This window comes from Longibacter sp. (assembly GCF_051155795.1).
In the GTDB taxonomy this organism is placed as follows: Bacteria; Bacteroidota; Rhodothermia; order Rhodothermales; family Salinibacteraceae; genus Longibacter.
This window is the reverse complement of sequence record NZ_DAXETW010000075.1, coordinates 1-16066: the sequence shown is the minus strand read 5'-3', so window position 1 is coordinate 16066 and position 16066 is coordinate 1. Positions and strand designations below refer to the sequence as shown.

General features: G+C 61.8%; 10 protein-coding genes. 4 read left to right on the top strand and 6 right to left on the bottom strand.

The genetic code is table 11. The features are described from left to right. Positions 1-2106 (top strand): amidohydrolase family protein (locus ACFCU0_RS08285; RefSeq protein WP_434973195.1); only part of this gene is annotated, 2106 nt, incomplete at its 5' end. 350 nt (positions 2107-2456) lie between these two features. Here the strand turns inward: ACFCU0_RS08285 and ACFCU0_RS08280 are convergent. The 4 genes from ACFCU0_RS08280 to ACFCU0_RS08265 form a co-directional block, all read right to left on the bottom strand. Next, positions 2457-4487, bottom strand: a complete 2031-nt coding sequence (locus ACFCU0_RS08280) for an alkaline phosphatase D family protein (protein ID WP_434973194.1) — start codon at positions 4485-4487, stop codon at positions 2457-2459. A 224-nt stretch (positions 4488-4711) separates the two neighbouring features. Then, the gene (locus ACFCU0_RS08275) at positions 4712-7279 is read right to left on the bottom strand and encodes a TonB-dependent receptor (protein WP_434973193.1); all 2568 of its coding nucleotides are present in this window, start codon (positions 7277-7279) and stop codon (positions 4712-4714) included. 234 nt (positions 7280-7513) lie between these two features. Then, positions 7514-7942, bottom strand: a complete 429-nt coding sequence (locus tag ACFCU0_RS08270) for a CBS domain-containing protein (protein ID WP_434973192.1) — start codon at positions 7940-7942, stop codon at positions 7514-7516. Between the two features lie 438 nt (positions 7943-8380). Further along, the gene (locus ACFCU0_RS08265; protein WP_434973191.1) at positions 8381-10933 is read right to left on the bottom strand and encodes a M14 metallopeptidase family protein; all 2553 of its coding nucleotides are present in this window, start codon (positions 10931-10933) and stop codon (positions 8381-8383) included. Positions 10934-11138: 205 nt separating this feature from the next. On the opposite strand from ACFCU0_RS08265, the gene ACFCU0_RS08260 reads away from it, so the two are divergent. Further along, positions 11139-11426 (top strand): polyhydroxyalkanoic acid system family protein, encoded by a 288-nt coding sequence (locus ACFCU0_RS08260; RefSeq protein WP_434973190.1) that lies wholly within the window; start codon positions 11139-11141, stop codon positions 11424-11426. A gap of 41 nt (positions 11427-11467) precedes the next feature. Here the strand turns inward: ACFCU0_RS08260 and ACFCU0_RS08255 are convergent, their stop codons facing one another. Beyond that, entirely contained in the window at positions 11468-11959 is a 492-nt protein-coding gene (locus tag ACFCU0_RS08255; protein ID WP_434973189.1) for a DinB family protein, read from the bottom strand. Between the two features lie 169 nt (positions 11960-12128). Here ACFCU0_RS08255 and ACFCU0_RS08250 point away from each other — a divergent pair, with 169 nt between their 5' ends. Next, positions 12129-12896: a hypothetical protein gene (locus ACFCU0_RS08250; protein ID WP_434973188.1), complete on the top strand. Its 768-nt coding sequence runs from the start codon at positions 12129-12131 to the stop codon at positions 12894-12896. 132 nt (positions 12897-13028) lie between these two features. Next, positions 13029-13688, top strand: coding sequence for a DUF2459 domain-containing protein (locus ACFCU0_RS08245; RefSeq protein ID WP_434973187.1), 660 nt, complete (start codon positions 13029-13031; stop codon positions 13686-13688). 97 nt (positions 13689-13785) lie between these two features. Here ACFCU0_RS08245 and ACFCU0_RS08240 read toward each other — a convergent pair whose 3' ends face one another. Continuing rightward, entirely contained in the window at positions 13786-15636 is a 1851-nt protein-coding gene (locus tag ACFCU0_RS08240; protein WP_434973186.1) for a SulP family inorganic anion transporter, read from the bottom strand. Positions 15637-16066 lie beyond the last annotated feature (430 nt).

Here is a 16066-nt window from a genome sequence, read left to right as displayed (position 1 = left end):
CTGCCGAACGGCACCCCGCAGCGTCTCACGGACGACGCTCACTTCGAGTACAATCCCACCATCTCCCCGGATGGACGGACGGTGGTCTACACCACGTGGGACGACGAGGATCTCGGCGCCATTTACTCCGTCCCGCTCTCGGGCGGCAACGCGGAGAAGCTGACCGAGCGTCCCGGGTACTACCACACGCCCCGCTTCAGCCCCGACGGGTCCATGATCGTCTTCCGCCGCGGGGAAGGAAACGTCCTCCTCGGGACGCAGCACGGGAGCGACGCTGGCCTCTACTGGATGAACGCCGAGGGCGGCGACATGAACTTCATCCGTGAGGACGGTTACGACGCCCGCTTCGACGCCGCCGGCGAGCGCGTCTACTTCATGACGGGCTACAACGTGGGCAAATCCTACAAGAGCGCCGATCTGGACGGTGGGAAGGTGCGGGACGTGTTCTCTCTGAAGTACGTCGACTCGGTCGTCCCGAGCCCAAACGGCGAGTGGGTTGCATTTACGGATCTGCACAACGCATACATCGCACCGATGCCGACGACGGGACAGGCGATCGAACTCAGCAAGGACGTGTCGTCGATTCCGGTAAAGCAGATCTCGCGGGACGTCGGTATCGACCTGCACTGGTCGGGTGATAGCGAGACGGTGCACTGGATGACGGGGCCGGAGTATTTCTCCCGGTCGCTGGAGAATACGTTCGCCTTCATGGACGGCGCACCGGAGGAACTGCCGGCGATCGATACGACCGGCACCGACATCGGGCTGGAACTGAAGACCGACGTTCCAGAAGGCACCGTCGCGCTGACAAATGCTCGCATCGTCACGATGAACGGCGATGAGGTGATCGAGAACGGCACGATCGTGATTGAAGGCAATACGATTACGGACCTCGGCGCCGATGTCGAGGTGCCGGACAATGCTCATGTCGAGGATGTATCGGGGAAAACTGTTATCCCCGGGTTCGTCGACGCGCATGCCCATGCAAATCACTTTTACAGCGGGCCGACGCCGGAGCAGAACTGGGGCTACTACGCCAACCTGGCCTACGGCGTCACGACGATGCACGACCCGTCGGCGAACACGCAATTCGTCTTCCGACAAAGCGAGTTGCAGAAGACCGGCCGCATCGTCGCACCGCGCGTCTACTCGACGGGCACGATCCTGTACGGAGCCGACGGTGACTTCAAGGCGGAGGTCAACAGCCTGGAGGATGCGCGCTCGCATCTGCGGCGAATGAAGGCGGTGGGCGCGTTTAGCGTGAAGAGCTACAACCAGCCGCGCCGCAACCAGCGCCAGCAGATCATGAAGGCGGCTCGGGAGCTCGAGATGCAGGTGATGCCGGAAGGCGGATCGACCTTTTTCCACAACATCACGATGATTCTGGACGGGCACACAGGCATCGAGCACAACCTGCCGGTGTCGCCGCTCTACAAGGACGTTTTGGAGCTCTGGAAAGCCACGAACGTTGGGTACACGCCGACTCTCGTCGTCAACTACGGTGGGCCGAATGGCGAGTACTGGTGGTACCAGAAGACGGATGTCTGGGCAAAGGATAAGCTGCTCCAGTTCGTCCCGCGCCCGATCGTGGATGCTCGGAGCCGCCGCGTGACGCAGATCCCGGATGAGGAGTACCAACACATTACCGTGGCCGCGCAGGCCAAGAAGCTGGTTGACCAGGGCAACACCGTGCAAATCGGTGCGCACGGTCAACTGCAGGGCCTTGGCGCCCACTGGGAGCTGTGGATGCTGGAGCAGGGCGGCTTCACGCCGCACGAGGCGCTCCGTTCGGCGACGCTACACGGCGCTCAGTACCTCGGATTGGACCGCGACCTCGGATCGCTGGAGGAAGGCAAGCTCGCCGACCTCGTCGTGATCGACGGCAATCCGCTGGAGGACATCCGGCAAACGGAGAACGTCGACCTCGTGATGGTCAACGGCCGGCTGTTCGATGCCGACACCATGGACCAGATCGGGAACCACCCTGAAGAGCGCGCCCCCTTCTGGTTCCAGCGCGAGGCGGTGAACGACCAATTCATCTGGATGCCGGACGCCTTCATGAAGGAAGGCGGCGCAACCTGTTCCTGCGGCCGGGGACGGCATTAGTTTAGTTCAGGGTTCAAGAGTTTAGTTCAGCGTTCAAGGTTCAGGGTTCAAAGTTCGCGGCGCTCCGGAATGAATGTTGGAGCGCCGCTTTCTTTACGTAGAAAGGCTATCCGGACGCGCCCTACTAACACCTCAACACGTGAACACCTCAACACGCGAACATCCCAATTCGCTACTTCCCCTACCGCGCCAACAGCCGCTCGCGAAGGACGCTTCGCTCGGTTTCCATCTCTTCGAGGCGCGTTGGGGACGTATGGACGCCTCAGAGGAAGGCGTCCGGCGAAAAGCCAGACCGGACTACCTCGCCCTTCTGGCGCAGACGGGGTCACCCGTTGACGCGTACCACTGGCTTACTCTTCGGTCCGTGATAGAGGAAACGGGGGATGGCCGCTGACCTCGGGACCTTGCAGGTCCACAGGCTCACCTGGCGTTCTAGTGGGTAGATGAAACCGGGTCCGTCGCAGCGGATCGGGGGTTGTCGTGCGGGGCACCTCCGTAGGGGGCGGAATGGTTACGAAATCCGCATCCACCGCGTCTCCGTCGACCGTGACGATGGCGAGGCCGTACGCATTGCTATCGACGTAGCGCAGGTGAGGATTCTGGGCGTCGTTTGCGACACTCAGGGCGGCCTCCAGCCGTCCGGTTTTTGCGGCGGCTGCAGCGGCCTTCGCTCCGTGCAGGAAAGTCAGGTTCAACGTCTCCTCGAACTCGTTGCCTCCGGCGCCCCGTGCATCATGCGTGATCAGGGGACGGAGAGCGCTGTCAGCATCAACGGCCTGGACCAGAGCCTGAAACACGCTTGGCGAACTGATACCGCAGACGGAGAACTCAGCACCGACTGCGTCCGCCGCGGCCGCATCTGCATTCGCGTGTTCATATTGTCGACAAATCACCCCGGCGAACGAGTTGTGATTATCTCCGGACAGAGACACCACATTCCGGATCCTGTTGTCGTCGAGGAACGCCATGAGCTCTGCACGCTCTGTGAGGTACCCGTCCCAGGTATCCGTGGTAAACACGACCGTCTCGGCATCCGGGTCGACGGCATCGAGGTCGAGTCGCATGGGTAGCGTCGGCACCGAGTGCCCCCACACCTTCCACGTGGCATCCGACGCCTGCATGGTGGCTTTCCACCACGATTTCTGCCGTTTACCGAGCATCGTCCCAGGTGGGTGGTGCCGACGAGCGTTCGGCACCTCGTGATCGCCCGCAGAGACTGTCGCCGGTGGGCGACCGTCGTTGTACGTTCGGCCTGCGTCGAACACTTCGACCACGGACAGCGGCGTCAGATACCGATCGGTGCCGGCGATCTGCCGATTGATCTCCGGCGGAACGGGGTGCGCCGAGCGGTATGACCGGGTATCCGTGAGCGTGAGTTCAAGATGTTTTCCCCACCGAAAGGAGCGGTATATGGTCAGCGATTCGATGGCGCTCCGGTTGTTCGGCTCTGGATGAAGTCCCTCAGTTGCGGTCGCTGGCAACGCGTTGTTTTCAACCGGCGTATCCTTGTAGTCTTGCGCCTGAGACGCCTGCCCCGCGCTCCCGGGGTGATCGGACAAAACGGCGGGGATGAAGTCGAACCAGGCCCGGTTCGCGGCCACCTTGCGCCTTTGTGCGGGCTCTCGTCCCGCATCGTAGGTTGCCGCACTCTGCCACGCGTCATTCGTAAACTCGTGGTCGTCCCATATATTCACGAACGGAAAACGTGCCCGCGCCTCCTGCAGATCCGGGTCGCTGAGGTAGGTCTTGTAGAGGTGCCTGTAATCGGCCAGCGTCTTCGCATGGCGCTGCGAGGCGTCATCACCGTGGGACCCACCATCTGGAAAGTCCGGCACCGACCGCGCCGTCCCGTAACCCAGGGCCTCGTAGATAAAATCGCCAAGATGAAGAACGACGTCGATGCTTCTCCCGCTCGTTGAGGCGTCCTCTTCTATCAGCCACCTGTATGCCCCGTAGTTGCCGGCTTCGTAGGCCTGGCAGGAGGCGACGGCGATACGCACCGTGACATCGTCCGTCCGTGCGGGGGCCGTTCGAGTCCGCCCTGTAAATGAAGGCCGCGTACCGTCCGGCGCGACGAATCGATAATAGTATGTCGTTCGAGGCGTCAGATTCTCTACGAAAACGCGGACGGTTCCATCGCTTGACACCGGCGCGTCGACCGTTCGATCAACAATTACCGTTGAGAAGCTCTCGTCTTCGCTTACCTGGAGGTTCAGAGGGACGGCGGTTTCCGTCCGATCTTCCGGAGTCGCGCCATTTACCGGCTCCACGCGAGTCCAGAGCATGACGGCATCCGGGAGGGGGTCGCCGGATGCCAGTCCTTGCGGGAATCGGTAGCGCGACGCCTGCGCAGCGGGCGGCGGCTTGACGTCAACGGACATCGGTAGGGAAGCTGCGACCGCAAAACAGCCCGCCCCCTTGAGAAACGTAGACAGGAACGTACGTCTTGATGTATTCACGGATCGAAGGGGGCGCAGACGAGAAGAACGTATTCCGTGCCGGAGAGTCGCAGAGGACGATTCTGGACCGGATCACGACGCCTTACGGGTCTCGAAATCGGGCCACGATAACGGAGCAACGCCCCGGTCAAATGATCTTGCCCGAACTAGAATCGGCCACTTAGCCGCACGCCGATCAGGCGCGGCGGACCGGCAATGTAGGTTGGCACACCGAACGCCTGGCCCGTATTCCCCGCGTCGATCAGGTACTCTTCGTTCAGGAGGTTTTCCACGAAGCCTTCGACCGTCACCCGACCATCAAAGACGCGCACTCCGCCGCGCAGATTGAGCAGCCCGTAATCGTCTTGAGCGATGGGTGGGTTAGGATTGTCGGCGTTTACCGTGTTTTCCTCATCAAAGAAAAACTGGGACTTGAAGGTGTAGCTCGGCCGAAGGAACGCTTCCGTACGATCCGTGACGGGCACGGTGAGGTTCAACCCGACGGCGAACGTATGCTCCGGCGTCAAGCGAAATCGGTTACCTGCGAGTTCCTGCGGGTCTCCGTTCTCATCTTCATCGTCGAAGGTGGCGTCGATGTAGCTGTAATTTCCGAACGCCGACAGCCCCTCGACAACTGCGCCCCGCACGGCCGTTTCGAAGCCAATCGCAGATGCAGCCCCGGAGTCGCGCGTCTCCGCGACAAACTCGCCATCCTGAAGTTCCGTGACGCTCGTCTGGAAGTTGCTGTAGTCGTAATAAAACACGTTCGCCTCATACTCGAACCGCTCACTGAGAACGCGGCCTTTGACCCCGGTCTCGTAGCTCCACACAATTTCATTGTCGAGGATGGTGCTCCCACCAGCGTCCACGTTGATAACATTGGGGCGACGCCCGCGGGAGACACTGGCGAACACGTTCGCGGCCTCGCTCAGGGAATAGTCCGCGATGAACCGGCCGACGATAGATGAAAACTGTTCGGTTTCGGAGATCCGCCCGTTTGTCGGCGCAAACAGGTTGTTCGGGGACGCCCCGAGCAGCGGTCCCAGCGTACCGGGAGTCTCGCTGTTGGTGACCTCGTATTCTCCGGTAACGTCCTCATACGTAAATCGGAGACCGGCGGTCAAGCTGAGGTGGTCCGTCGCTCGGTACGTCCCGTCGACGAAGGTCTCGACCGCTGTCGTGGTACCGAAGTTCGTAAACGCCTCCTCATGCGACTCTTTCAGTGGGATCAGGGCACCTGTTTCCGGATTCGGAATCGCGGGCACCACCGTTGGTTCGCCGCCGGGACCGAAGAGGGGAATATTCGGATCCAGGAGAGCAATAAAGGTACGCTCGTCGGTTCGGAAGGGCACGCGCTGCGAACCGTCCTCCCAGAATACGCTCGCCCCGGCAAACCCTGAGAAGACGCCGTCATCTTCGTAGGTGACACGCAGTTCCTGGCTGAATTGCTGCCCTTCAGCATCCTCGTCGAACTGCAGCACTGGCGCGGGTGTGCCGTCGGCATCGAACCGTTCCAGCGAATCGAATGCGCGGTAGCCGGTGACGGCGTCCAGGCTCCACGCCCCCGCAAGATCCTGATCAATCAGAAGAGTCGCGCTCCAGACGGACCGGTCAATGAACAAGTCGTCGTCTTCGAGAACCGGATCGGGGCCGAGAGCAGCCGGGTCGTTGGGGTCACTCGTGCTGTTCTCCGGAGAATAAGCAGTGCTTTTAAACGAAACCCCAGGTGGCGTGTCCTGCTGATAGTTCACAATCGCATCGATCACCGTCGACGACGTCGGCAGCCACCGGGTCAATCCTCGTATGGCAAACGTTTCCTTTCCATTCAGATCGTCTCCCGTACGGTTTTCGAGGTAACCATCTCGCTTCTGGTAAAAAGCTGCCACACGCCCGAAGAGCCGGTCCTCGATGATCGGAGCATTGACATGGCCTGTCGCGTAGCGCTCGCCGAAATTCCCCGTGCCGAGCTCGAAGCGACCCGAGGTTTCGTTTCGCGCTTTGTTCTGAATGATGTGCAGGGCTCCGATCTGCGCCCCGCGACCGAAGAGCGTACCCTGCGGTCCCTTCAAGACCTCCACCCGCTCTAGATCATAGAGCTCGACAACCGATCCGCGCGACTTGCTGATCGATACGCCATCCTTGAATACGGATACGCGGGGTTCGACCCGTGAGTCGCCGTTGTCACTCGTGATGCCACGAACAACAAATCCGGGATTATTCGGGCTCTGCAACTGCACCTCCAGGCCGGGAACGTATGCCGACAGGTCATCCGCCTCCGAGATGCCGAGATCTTCGAGGAAGTCACCGTTGTACGCGGTAATAGCGACCGGAACGTCCTGGATGCGCTCCACGCGCTTCTGGGAGGTAACGACGAGACCTTCAAGCGCGACCCTGCGAGGGGACAGAGCAACGTCGACAGACACCGTTTCGCCCGCAGGGACGGTCACCGACTCCTCGATCGTCTGGTACCCGATGAAGCGTACGGTGAGCGCGTATTCCCCGGCCGGGATATTGCGGAGTTCGAACCGCCCGTCCTGGTCGGTCGAGGTCCCGAGTTCAAGGTCTGCAACTTGTATCGTCGCACCGGGCAGGGCCTCCCCCGTGTTCGTTGTGACTTGACCGGACAGGCCACCGCTCGCCGGTTGGGCGAGAACGAACGCCGTGTCGACGAAACCAAAAAGAAAAAGAAGGGCAAAAACGAGGAGCTTCTGTCGGATCTGAGGAGCGATCGGCATACGGCATGTTGTGCGGATGAACAGATGACAAACCGCACAAAGGATATGCGCCCGCCCCCATTCGCGTGTTAGCACGTCATTACCGGCACATGAACGCCTTGTAACGTTCGGTTCACTGTCTGACGTTCGGGATTCAACCGACCGGGTTCACGGGGCAGCACTCACAGGTCAGCACTCCATGAAAAGACCGCATAGAGCCAGCAGACCTAAGTACGTTCAGACGTTGCGCCGAACCTACTTCGCCAACAGCCGCTCGCGAAGGACGCTTCGCTCGGTTTCCATCTCTTCGAGGCGCGTCTTGAGCAGGTCCCCGATGCTGACAATGCCCTGCAGCACCCCGTCCTCGACGACCGGCAGGTGGCGAATGCGCCGACGCGTCATGGTCCCCATCATATCTTTCGCCTCCTCGTCCGGGGTGCAGGTGACGACCGTTTGCTTCATGACCGCGCGCACCGTCTGACTCAGCGTCGCGGCCCCCTCGGTTGCCAGTTGCCGGATGATGTCGCGCTCATCGAGGATACCCACCAGTTCGCCGTTGTGCTCTACGACGAGGGCACCGATGTTTTCTCGCGATAGAACGTTGACCCCGGTCGCGACGAGTTCGTCGTCGGCGATCGTGACGGCGCCGCTGCCTTTGCGCTTCAGAATATCTCGAGCATCCATGGGACTGTCGGTTGGCTGAGTGAGAGAAGCATGCCGTCATCCATCGCCGCACGGCCAAGCCGTTTGGTCAGAGGCGACCCGTGTCATCCGTATCGACAAACCCCATACCGTTACGGCGTCTCTTCCCGACCGCTCCACGTCCCTTCGAAATACGAGCCACACGTGGATACGACACCAGCGCCGACCGCTCCTTCGACGAGTGGACTTCTCAGAATCTACACACGCCAGACGCTTCTACGTTCCGGGTTCTGGGTTCTGAGTTCTGGGTTCTGGGTTCTGGGTTCTGGGTTAAGCGTTTCGAGTTCTGGGTTCTGGCAATATCCCTGATCCCCAATTCTCCATCCTCAATTCAGAACGCCCAATGCCCCAAAGCCCAAACGCCCAAACGCCCAAACGCCCAAACGATCCAACGATTCAACGATCCAACGATCCAACGATTCAACGACCGAAAAACACGGCGTTCGCGAACGGGATGAAGCCGCTGTACCAGAAGCCGCGGAAGAGCGGGTTGCCGGTAAAGTATACAACGGTCCCCTCCTCGATCGATTGCGATCCAAAGACCAGCGTGTTTTCCAGCCGATCCTGCGCCTGATGACCCATGAAGCCCGTTACCGGCGTGGCGTCAGCGAGCGTTGCGACGTTCCAGCCCTCGTCGGCCGCCAGGTACGGGAAGGCGGCACTGCTTCGTTTCAGAACGTAGTATGTATCGCCCACGCCGAAACCGAGCGGATGGCTTGGATCGACCGATGCGCGGTGGATGCTCCCGGGCGTCGCTTCGGTCGCAGCGTCGCGAGTGCGGTCGGCGTACCGGCGAGGAAAGGTCGTTGTGTCGGGGGCCGGTGACGTTTCCGTCAGGGCAAACGGCGCGTGTCCGGCGAGGGCCTGCGTGGCGCCGCCCATCGAGATCAAGCGCCCGCCGCCGCGGACCCAGTCGGCGAGCAGGCTTCGCTTCGCTTCGCTATCCCAGGTGCCGGACAGATCGGGGAGAACGAGAACGTCGACCTCGTCGAGCGCGGCTGCATCCAGATCGTCGGAGTCGATCAACGTTACCGGGTAGTCGAGTTGATGGTCGAAGGCGTACCAGACCTCACCTACGCGATACGGGCTGAGCGGTGATCCGCTCAGCACGGCAACATGCGGGGCTGAGATGGGCCGCACGCTCGACGACCCGAAGTCCGACCCGCGGTCCACAAACCCGCTCGCTACACCGTAGAGGGTGCGACCGTGCTTGGATCCGAGCCGTCTCACAACCCGATCGAAGTCGTCCTCCATCGCGTGGTTGTCGGCCCGGGGCATGATCAGCGTGCCGGCCGCGAACGTTTCCCCCTCCGTTTCGAACGGCTCGGTTGCGACTCGCACGCCGATGCCCTCCTCCAGCAGATCCCCGAGAAAGCGAGCATCGATGCGGCTGCTCCACCGGGCGACGTAGGCGTACGGCGTGTCGCCCCCCTGCCCTTCCACAGCGGCCGAGGCGTCACGAACGGATCCTGCCGCCAGGGGCACGTCGTCCGTCACGGCGACGGCGTCGAGGCCGTAGACGTACGGCAGGCTCCACGACGTGATGTCGTAGGTGACCGAATCGATGATGGTTGTACGCGGCTCGAGGAGCACTTTGGCAAGACGTGACTTCGGCTGCGCGACCGGAACGAGCAGATCGCCTGCGGCGACATCCACGCGCTCATCCTCTCCCGTCGCATACCGGAGGCCCCGTACAGCTCCGTCTTCCGCGACGAGGTCATAGTCGATGCGCTGCCGCTTGAGATGCCGGGCCAGCGCGCGGAGACGGTCGCCGGACGAGTCCGCCTTGATCACGTACCCGCGATATGCCCCGGGCGGATTCTGCATCGCCGTCTGGTAGTACCGGGAAAACTCTTCCTGGACGGTCTGCTGATTCTGCGCGGTGACCTCGACGGTTGACAATCCGGCCGTGTGGTGATGGCGAATGCGGTCGTCGAGCGTCAGCGTGTCGCCCGTTTCCGTCAGGACGGCGAGTCCGGCCCGACCGGATCCCCCCTGTTCGTACGTCATGCCGATGGCACCGTTGAAGATCGGCCATGTGTCGCCGTAGCCCGGGTAAAACAGGTCGAACACCTCCCGGGTGAAGTAGAGCCAGCCGTTCCGGTCGAAGTACCGGGCGTTGTTTTTTCCAACCGAAACCTGAAAGGACCGCTGCCAGCCGGTGATGTCCTCGTGGTACGGGTCCGCTCCCGGCGCGAAATAATATGGCTCGTCGATTCCCTGCTCGTGGAAGTCGACGTGGACGTGCGGCATCCACTCGTGGTAAACGTCGAGACGGTCGCGCGTCTCCGGCTGCACGGCCCAGGCCCAGTCGCGGTTCAGATCGAAGTAGTAGTGGTTCGTACGCCCATTGGGCCAGGGCTCATGGTGCTCGCGGGCCACCCGCCGGGCGTTCGGGGTTGCGCCCACGGTGCGCTTGAACCACTGCACGTAGCGCGCTCGCCCGTCCGGGTTGAGACAGGGATCGAGCATGACGACCGTGTCCGACAGCCAATTAGCCGTCCGGTCGTTCGACGGATCGCCCAGTTCGAAGAGCGTCTGCATCGCCGCTTCGGTGGATACGGACTCGTTTCCGTGAACGTTGTAGCTGAGCCATACAACTGCCGCCGTCGGACCCGCGACCCGCCCGTCCGCCATACCCGCACGGCGCAGGTTGTTTCGCCGGATCACATCGATCTGCTCGTGATTTTCCTCGGACGCGATCGTTGCCAGCAACAGCGGACGGCCCTCGATGCTCGTGCCGTAACGTCGGACCGTCACCCGAGGCGACCCCGCCGCGACGTGCTGCACATAATCCACCACACGGTGATGCGGCGTAAACTGCTCACCAAGCTCGTACCCCAGAAAAGCGGCCGGGGATTGCAGCGTAGCCGGCGCCGGATCGGCTGGCTGCGCCTCGGCGGGGACGGCAATCGGCACCGCCGCCAGGACATACAGGATGACGGCGACAGCAAGTCGAGGAACGGAGGGCATAGGCGAAACACGGGAAGAGACGGATAACGGTGGAGACGAAGCGAAACACCACGCGGGCATAAGTCGCCTTGCACCAATCAACGTACGCGCAAGCTCACATTCCACCGACGCAGTTGAAACGTGCACGGAACCTTTCTCCCCGAATCCGGATGCAGTCCGTCCTGTTCTCGCACCGATTCTTCGCCCTTACTACCCTCATCCCCTTATGGCCGACATCGACATCAAACGGTCGCACACCCTCGGCACCAGCGGAGCGCGCTCGGCCGTCGAGAAGGTTGCGGCGAGGCTCCACGAAAAGCTGAATGTCTCGACGCAGTGGTCCGGGGACACCCTCCACTTTGAGGGAAATGGAGCAGACGGGAAGATTCACGTTCAGGATGAGCAGGTTCACCTGGCACTCAACCTGAATTTCGTGCTCAAGTCGATGAAGGGCTGGATTCGAAACGAGGCTGAGAAATACCTCGACAAGTATCTGGCCCCTGCCGGGAACTGACGTGACGGCGCCGTTCCCGGACCCGTGATGCGCCTACGAGGCTACCCTGGATCCGGCCACGCTCCGAGCTGTCGCCGGATCACAACGATCTGGCCGATATGATACGCGTTGTGATCCGCTACAAGCATCGCCTCTCGAAGATACGTGTGGCCGTCCCCGTTCGGCACGGCGGCGTGAAGGTCGGTTGACGCATCACGCACGAGGTTGCAGAAGGCCGCGAGGTCCTCCCGGAATCCACCGACCGTTCGATCCCATGCCTCGTCATCAGCGGGGGCGGCAGCATCGGGCCAGTACTCATCCGGCCAAGCGGGCTGCGTGTACTCGGGGTCGCGGCAGTAGTCGAGAATGTCTCGCTGCGCGATCCGCATGTGCTCGACTTGCTCCCATACGGAGTACGGCGTTCCCTCCGGGCGTTCACCTCGCAGTTCGGGCGACAATCCCTCCACGACGTCGTCAAACGTCGCGTGTGCCTGGCGGGCGGTCAACAGATTGACGAGATGGTGGCGGAGGTCGTCCGTTCTGGAATCGGCCATGATGACGCCGTATTTCTGAGTGGAGGTCCGGCTTCGATATGCCCATTTGCAGACACACGCATTTACACCGGGATGTCAGAATAGATTCGTTACCCTACGACGATTTTGGGCGGCTCACCTACCGCATCTCCCGCCCACCTGTAAATCGTCCACCAGCCCTTCTGCGCCAATGTCTGCACGTCGCCTTTCAGCTTTCCTGCTCACGCTCGGGTTCATCGTCTTGGTAGGTACCGGGTGTACACCGGATCCTGTGTACCGTCTGCAGTCCACTGTTCCCGACACAACGGCGGACTGGCTGCAGGGACGTAAATACGTGACCCGAAGCACCGACAGCCTGACGGTCACGATGGCCTATGTGCGCACGACGGATGACGGGCACAAGTTTGACGTTCGCATTGAAAATCGCACCCGCCGCACGATCATCGCAGAGCCGTCGCGGGTTTTCGCCGATGTGTACTACATGGTCCCGAAGCCGGACACCACCGTGCCGCCGGAATCGTTCGTCCAGCACCGTGTCTGGGCTCGCAATCCCGAACAGGCCTTGCTGGCGATCGACCGCCAGGCGGAAGCCGTAGAAGCGGATGAGCGTACCGCTCGGGGGCTGTATGCATTGGAATCCGTCGCGGACGTGGCAGCCGATGCAGCCGACGGACCCGATACCGATGCCGAGGATGAACGCGAGGCCACCGAGCGACTCGAACGAATCGAACGGCGAAGCCTCGACCAGCGTCGCAATCTACAGTCGTTGAATGCGCTCGAACGCCGGCGCCTGCGTTGGGCTCAAACGACGCTTCGTCGCACCACGCTTCCGCCGAGAACGGGCGTCGAAGGGTACGTCTATCTTCCCGTTAAAGCCACCGCCCGGTACCTTCTGGTGCACGTAGGGCCGCAGAAGCATCGCCTTCGCTTTCCGTACCGGCAGGAGAAATATGAGTGAGGCCGGCGTTATCGGAATGGTGTTGGAAAATGACCCGCGCCGGAGTAGGTTAGTCGACGCGTGGGCGGTGAGGACTCTTCCACCGTCGCACACGACGTACGCCGGTTGCCTCTCAGACCTCTCGCATCTCCAATGCCTGATTACCTGAACGGGCGTCGCGTGACGCTGGCGCTGATGCTGATCTGGGTGTTCGTGCTCGTGGCAAGCTGCGGGCTCCCGCACGTGACGACGGACGAAGCGGGCCCGGACGTGCACGACATCTATGTCGTCAAGTATGGATGGCACGCGGGGATCGTGCTACCGACCGCTGCGCTCCCCGAGGACGCATTGCCCCCGTTTCCCGGCATCCCGGAGACGCCCTACCTCGAAGTGGGCTGGGGCGAGGCCAGGTACTACCCGTCGAAGGATCCCGGGACGTGTACGCTCGCCCGCGCCGGGTTGTGGCCGACGGCGAGCGTGCTCTACGTTGTTCCCCTACGGAATCCGCCCCCCGTGGCCTACGGCGGACGTGAGCAGGTGCGGCTCCGCGTGAGCAGCGCAGAAATCCGCGCCATGGCTGCATCCATTCGCCAAACCGTCGAGGTTGATGACCGTGGATTTGCTATCCCAGCGGCGGACGGACACGCACCGGACAGCCGGTTCTTCCGGTCCAGCTATTCCTACCACGCATTCAACAACTGCAACCACTGGGCCGCCGCCATCCTACAATCCGCCGGCTGCGACACCTGGCCCCGCTACACGCTCACCGTCGACCGCGTAATGAACCAGGCCCGCGAATGCGCGGAAGGGTAAGATGTAGGTTGAAGGTTCAGCGGTCAAACCAGCACGAACGCCGACGCCTCAATACATACAAACATACACACCTACACAACTTTACACTTTCACACATTCATTCCTCATACTCCCGCTCCGGCTGCGGCGGGTCCATTTCGCGGAGGTAGTCGCCCAGCCGGTCGCCGTCGTCGCCGTCGTCCAGGTCGCGGAGGATGTACAGCACGGCCTCGTGCGGATGCTCGTAGAACCGGTCTTCACCGAGGCGTTCCCACAGACCGGATCGCTTCATCAGGTCGCGCACGGGTCCGATCAATCCCGTGAAGTAGAGGTCAATCCCCTCCTCGTCGAGGACGTCCAGGATTGAGTTGAGAGCATCCACGGCCGTGGTATCGAGGTCGTTGATGCTTGCTCCGTCAATCACGACGGCCTCGATCCGGTGGAGCTGGGTCCGGCTCTTGTCCAGAATAAAGTCCTTGAAATACTCCGCGTTGGCGAAGGTGAACGCCGCGTTTACCCGGAGAACGAGCACGCTGTCGATCGTACGGGCGGTGTCGAACCGGCGTAAGTCGTGGTATGAACGCGTGCCCGTAACGTGGCCGAGCTCCGCCATTTTGGGACGGCTGAGCCGGTAGAGGGCGGCCACGATGGACGCTGCGATTCCCACCACGATCCCCTCCTGGATTCCGACGGTCAACGTGACGACCATCGTTAACGCCGCGATGAACGCCTCTCTCTTCTTCGTTCGGATCAGGTAGAGAAGCTCCTCGGGATCGATCAGCCCGGATCCGCTCACGACGATGATCGCCGCGATCGCCGGCATCGGCATGTGATAGACGAGCGGCGTCAGGACCAGCAGGGTGAGTCCGATCAGGACGGCCGCCACCGCGTTCGGGATCGGTGTGCGGGCACCGGCCCGCTGGTTCACCGCCGACCGGGAGAAACTGCCCGATACCGGGATGCTTTGAAACAGGCTGCCCAGTAGGTTGGCGCTCCCGATGGCGAAGAGCTCCCGGTTGGCGTCAATGGCATACCGGTTCTGCTTCGCGAACACGCGCCCAAGCGAAATCACGCTCATAAACTGTACGACGGCCAGCGTTGCGGCCGTCGGCACGAGATCCAGAAGATCGCCCCGTCCCACGTCAGGCCAGCCGGCGGAGGGAAAGCCGGTCGGCACGTCCCCGATGACCTCGATGCCGGCCGCACGGCCGCCTAGCGCCCAGCCAAGGAGCGTCGCGACCGCGGCCACGATGAGGGCGCTCGGCCACGTTGGCCGGAACCGGCTGATGAGAACCAGCCCCGCCACGCTGAGGAGACCGACAACCGCCGACGGGATGTGCACCTGATGGGCGTTTGCAGCGACGTCAGCCACCAATTTGTGGACGAAGGCGCTACGTGCGACCTCGATCCCCAGCAGCGGACCCAGCTGGCTGGCCGCAATGATAAACGCCGCCGCCGTCGTGAAGCCTGCGATGACCGGCCGGGATAACAGGTCGGCGACGAACCCGAGCCGCAGAGAGCCCATCACGAGTTGGAAGGCTCCCGCCAGCGCTGCGGTCATGACCGCGAGCATAACGTAGCGGTCCGTACCAGCCTCCGCGAGGAGACCAACGCCCGCGGCTAGAATCAGCATGTCGATCGCCACCGGACCCGTGATCAACTGCCGCGACGTGCCGAGAAACGGATAGACGAGGAGCGGGACGAGCGCCGCGTAGAGGCCGTATATAGGGGGCATTCCGCCGAGGACCGCATACGCCATTCCCTGCGGGATCAGCATCACGCCGACCGTTAGACCCGCCAGGATGTCCACCCGGAAATCCTCCCGGTCGTACTCCGGCAACCAGTCGGTAATCGGCGTCAACCGCCGGAGCCACCGAATGAGATGCATCATGAGAGACAGGAAGGACAGAGAGAAAATACGTTCGTACGACTGAAGACCGGATTCGCCACGCGCGAATCGGAACGGCATGGACGGCCCAGATCGTTTCTTACACTGGAAATGCCGCCCCGGTATCCGTCGTTACGTGGACAGCGAACACGTAGAAGCAAGCACCGATCCGCAGTCCGACGCCTGTTGAGGAAGCTTCACACCCGGACGCTGGATCGTTGGATCGTTGGTGCGTTGGATGGTTGATGCGTTGGATGGTTGATGCGTTGGATCGTTGATGCGTTGGATCGTTGATGCGTTGGATGGTTGGGGCGTTGGGATTGAGAATTGGGAATATTCAGCCGGAATCCAGAACCCAGAACCCGAAACATTGAACCCTGAACGCTGAACCCTGAACGCTGAACCCTGAACATTTTTCCAAGCCGAGCACCTTAACACCCGAACACTTCAACGCCTAAACGCTGGCACACCAAACCAGACCGCCCCGCGCCGGGCTCAGAGGGAGCAGACG

What these genes read in the sequence shown, in the direction of transcription:
- ACFCU0_RS08280 (WP_434973194.1), bottom strand. Translation starts at nt 4,487, where the DNA reads ATGTCCGTTGACGTCAAGCCGCCGCCCGCTGCGCAGGCGTCGCGCTAC.
- ACFCU0_RS08275 (WP_434973193.1), bottom strand. Translation starts at nt 7,279, where the DNA reads ATGCCGATCGCTCCTCAGATCCGACAGAAGCTCCTCGTTTTTGCCCTT.
- ACFCU0_RS08270 (WP_434973192.1), bottom strand. Translation starts at nt 7,942, where the DNA reads ATGGATGCTCGAGATATTCTGAAGCGCAAAGGCAGCGGCGCCGTCACG.
- ACFCU0_RS08265 (WP_434973191.1), bottom strand. Translation starts at nt 10,933, where the DNA reads ATGCCCTCCGTTCCTCGACTTGCTGTCGCCGTCATCCTGTATGTCCTG.
- ACFCU0_RS08260 (WP_434973190.1), top strand. Translation starts at nt 11,139, where the DNA reads ATGGCCGACATCGACATCAAACGGTCGCACACCCTCGGCACCAGCGGA.
- ACFCU0_RS08255 (WP_434973189.1), bottom strand. Translation starts at nt 11,959, where the DNA reads ATGGCCGATTCCAGAACGGACGACCTCCGCCACCATCTCGTCAATCTG.
- ACFCU0_RS08250 (WP_434973188.1), top strand. Translation starts at nt 12,129, where the DNA reads ATGTCTGCACGTCGCCTTTCAGCTTTCCTGCTCACGCTCGGGTTCATC.
- ACFCU0_RS08245 (WP_434973187.1), top strand. Translation starts at nt 13,029, where the DNA reads ATGCCTGATTACCTGAACGGGCGTCGCGTGACGCTGGCGCTGATGCTG.
- ACFCU0_RS08240 (WP_434973186.1), bottom strand. Translation starts at nt 15,636, where the DNA reads ATGCCGTTCCGATTCGCGCGTGGCGAATCCGGTCTTCAGTCGTACGAA.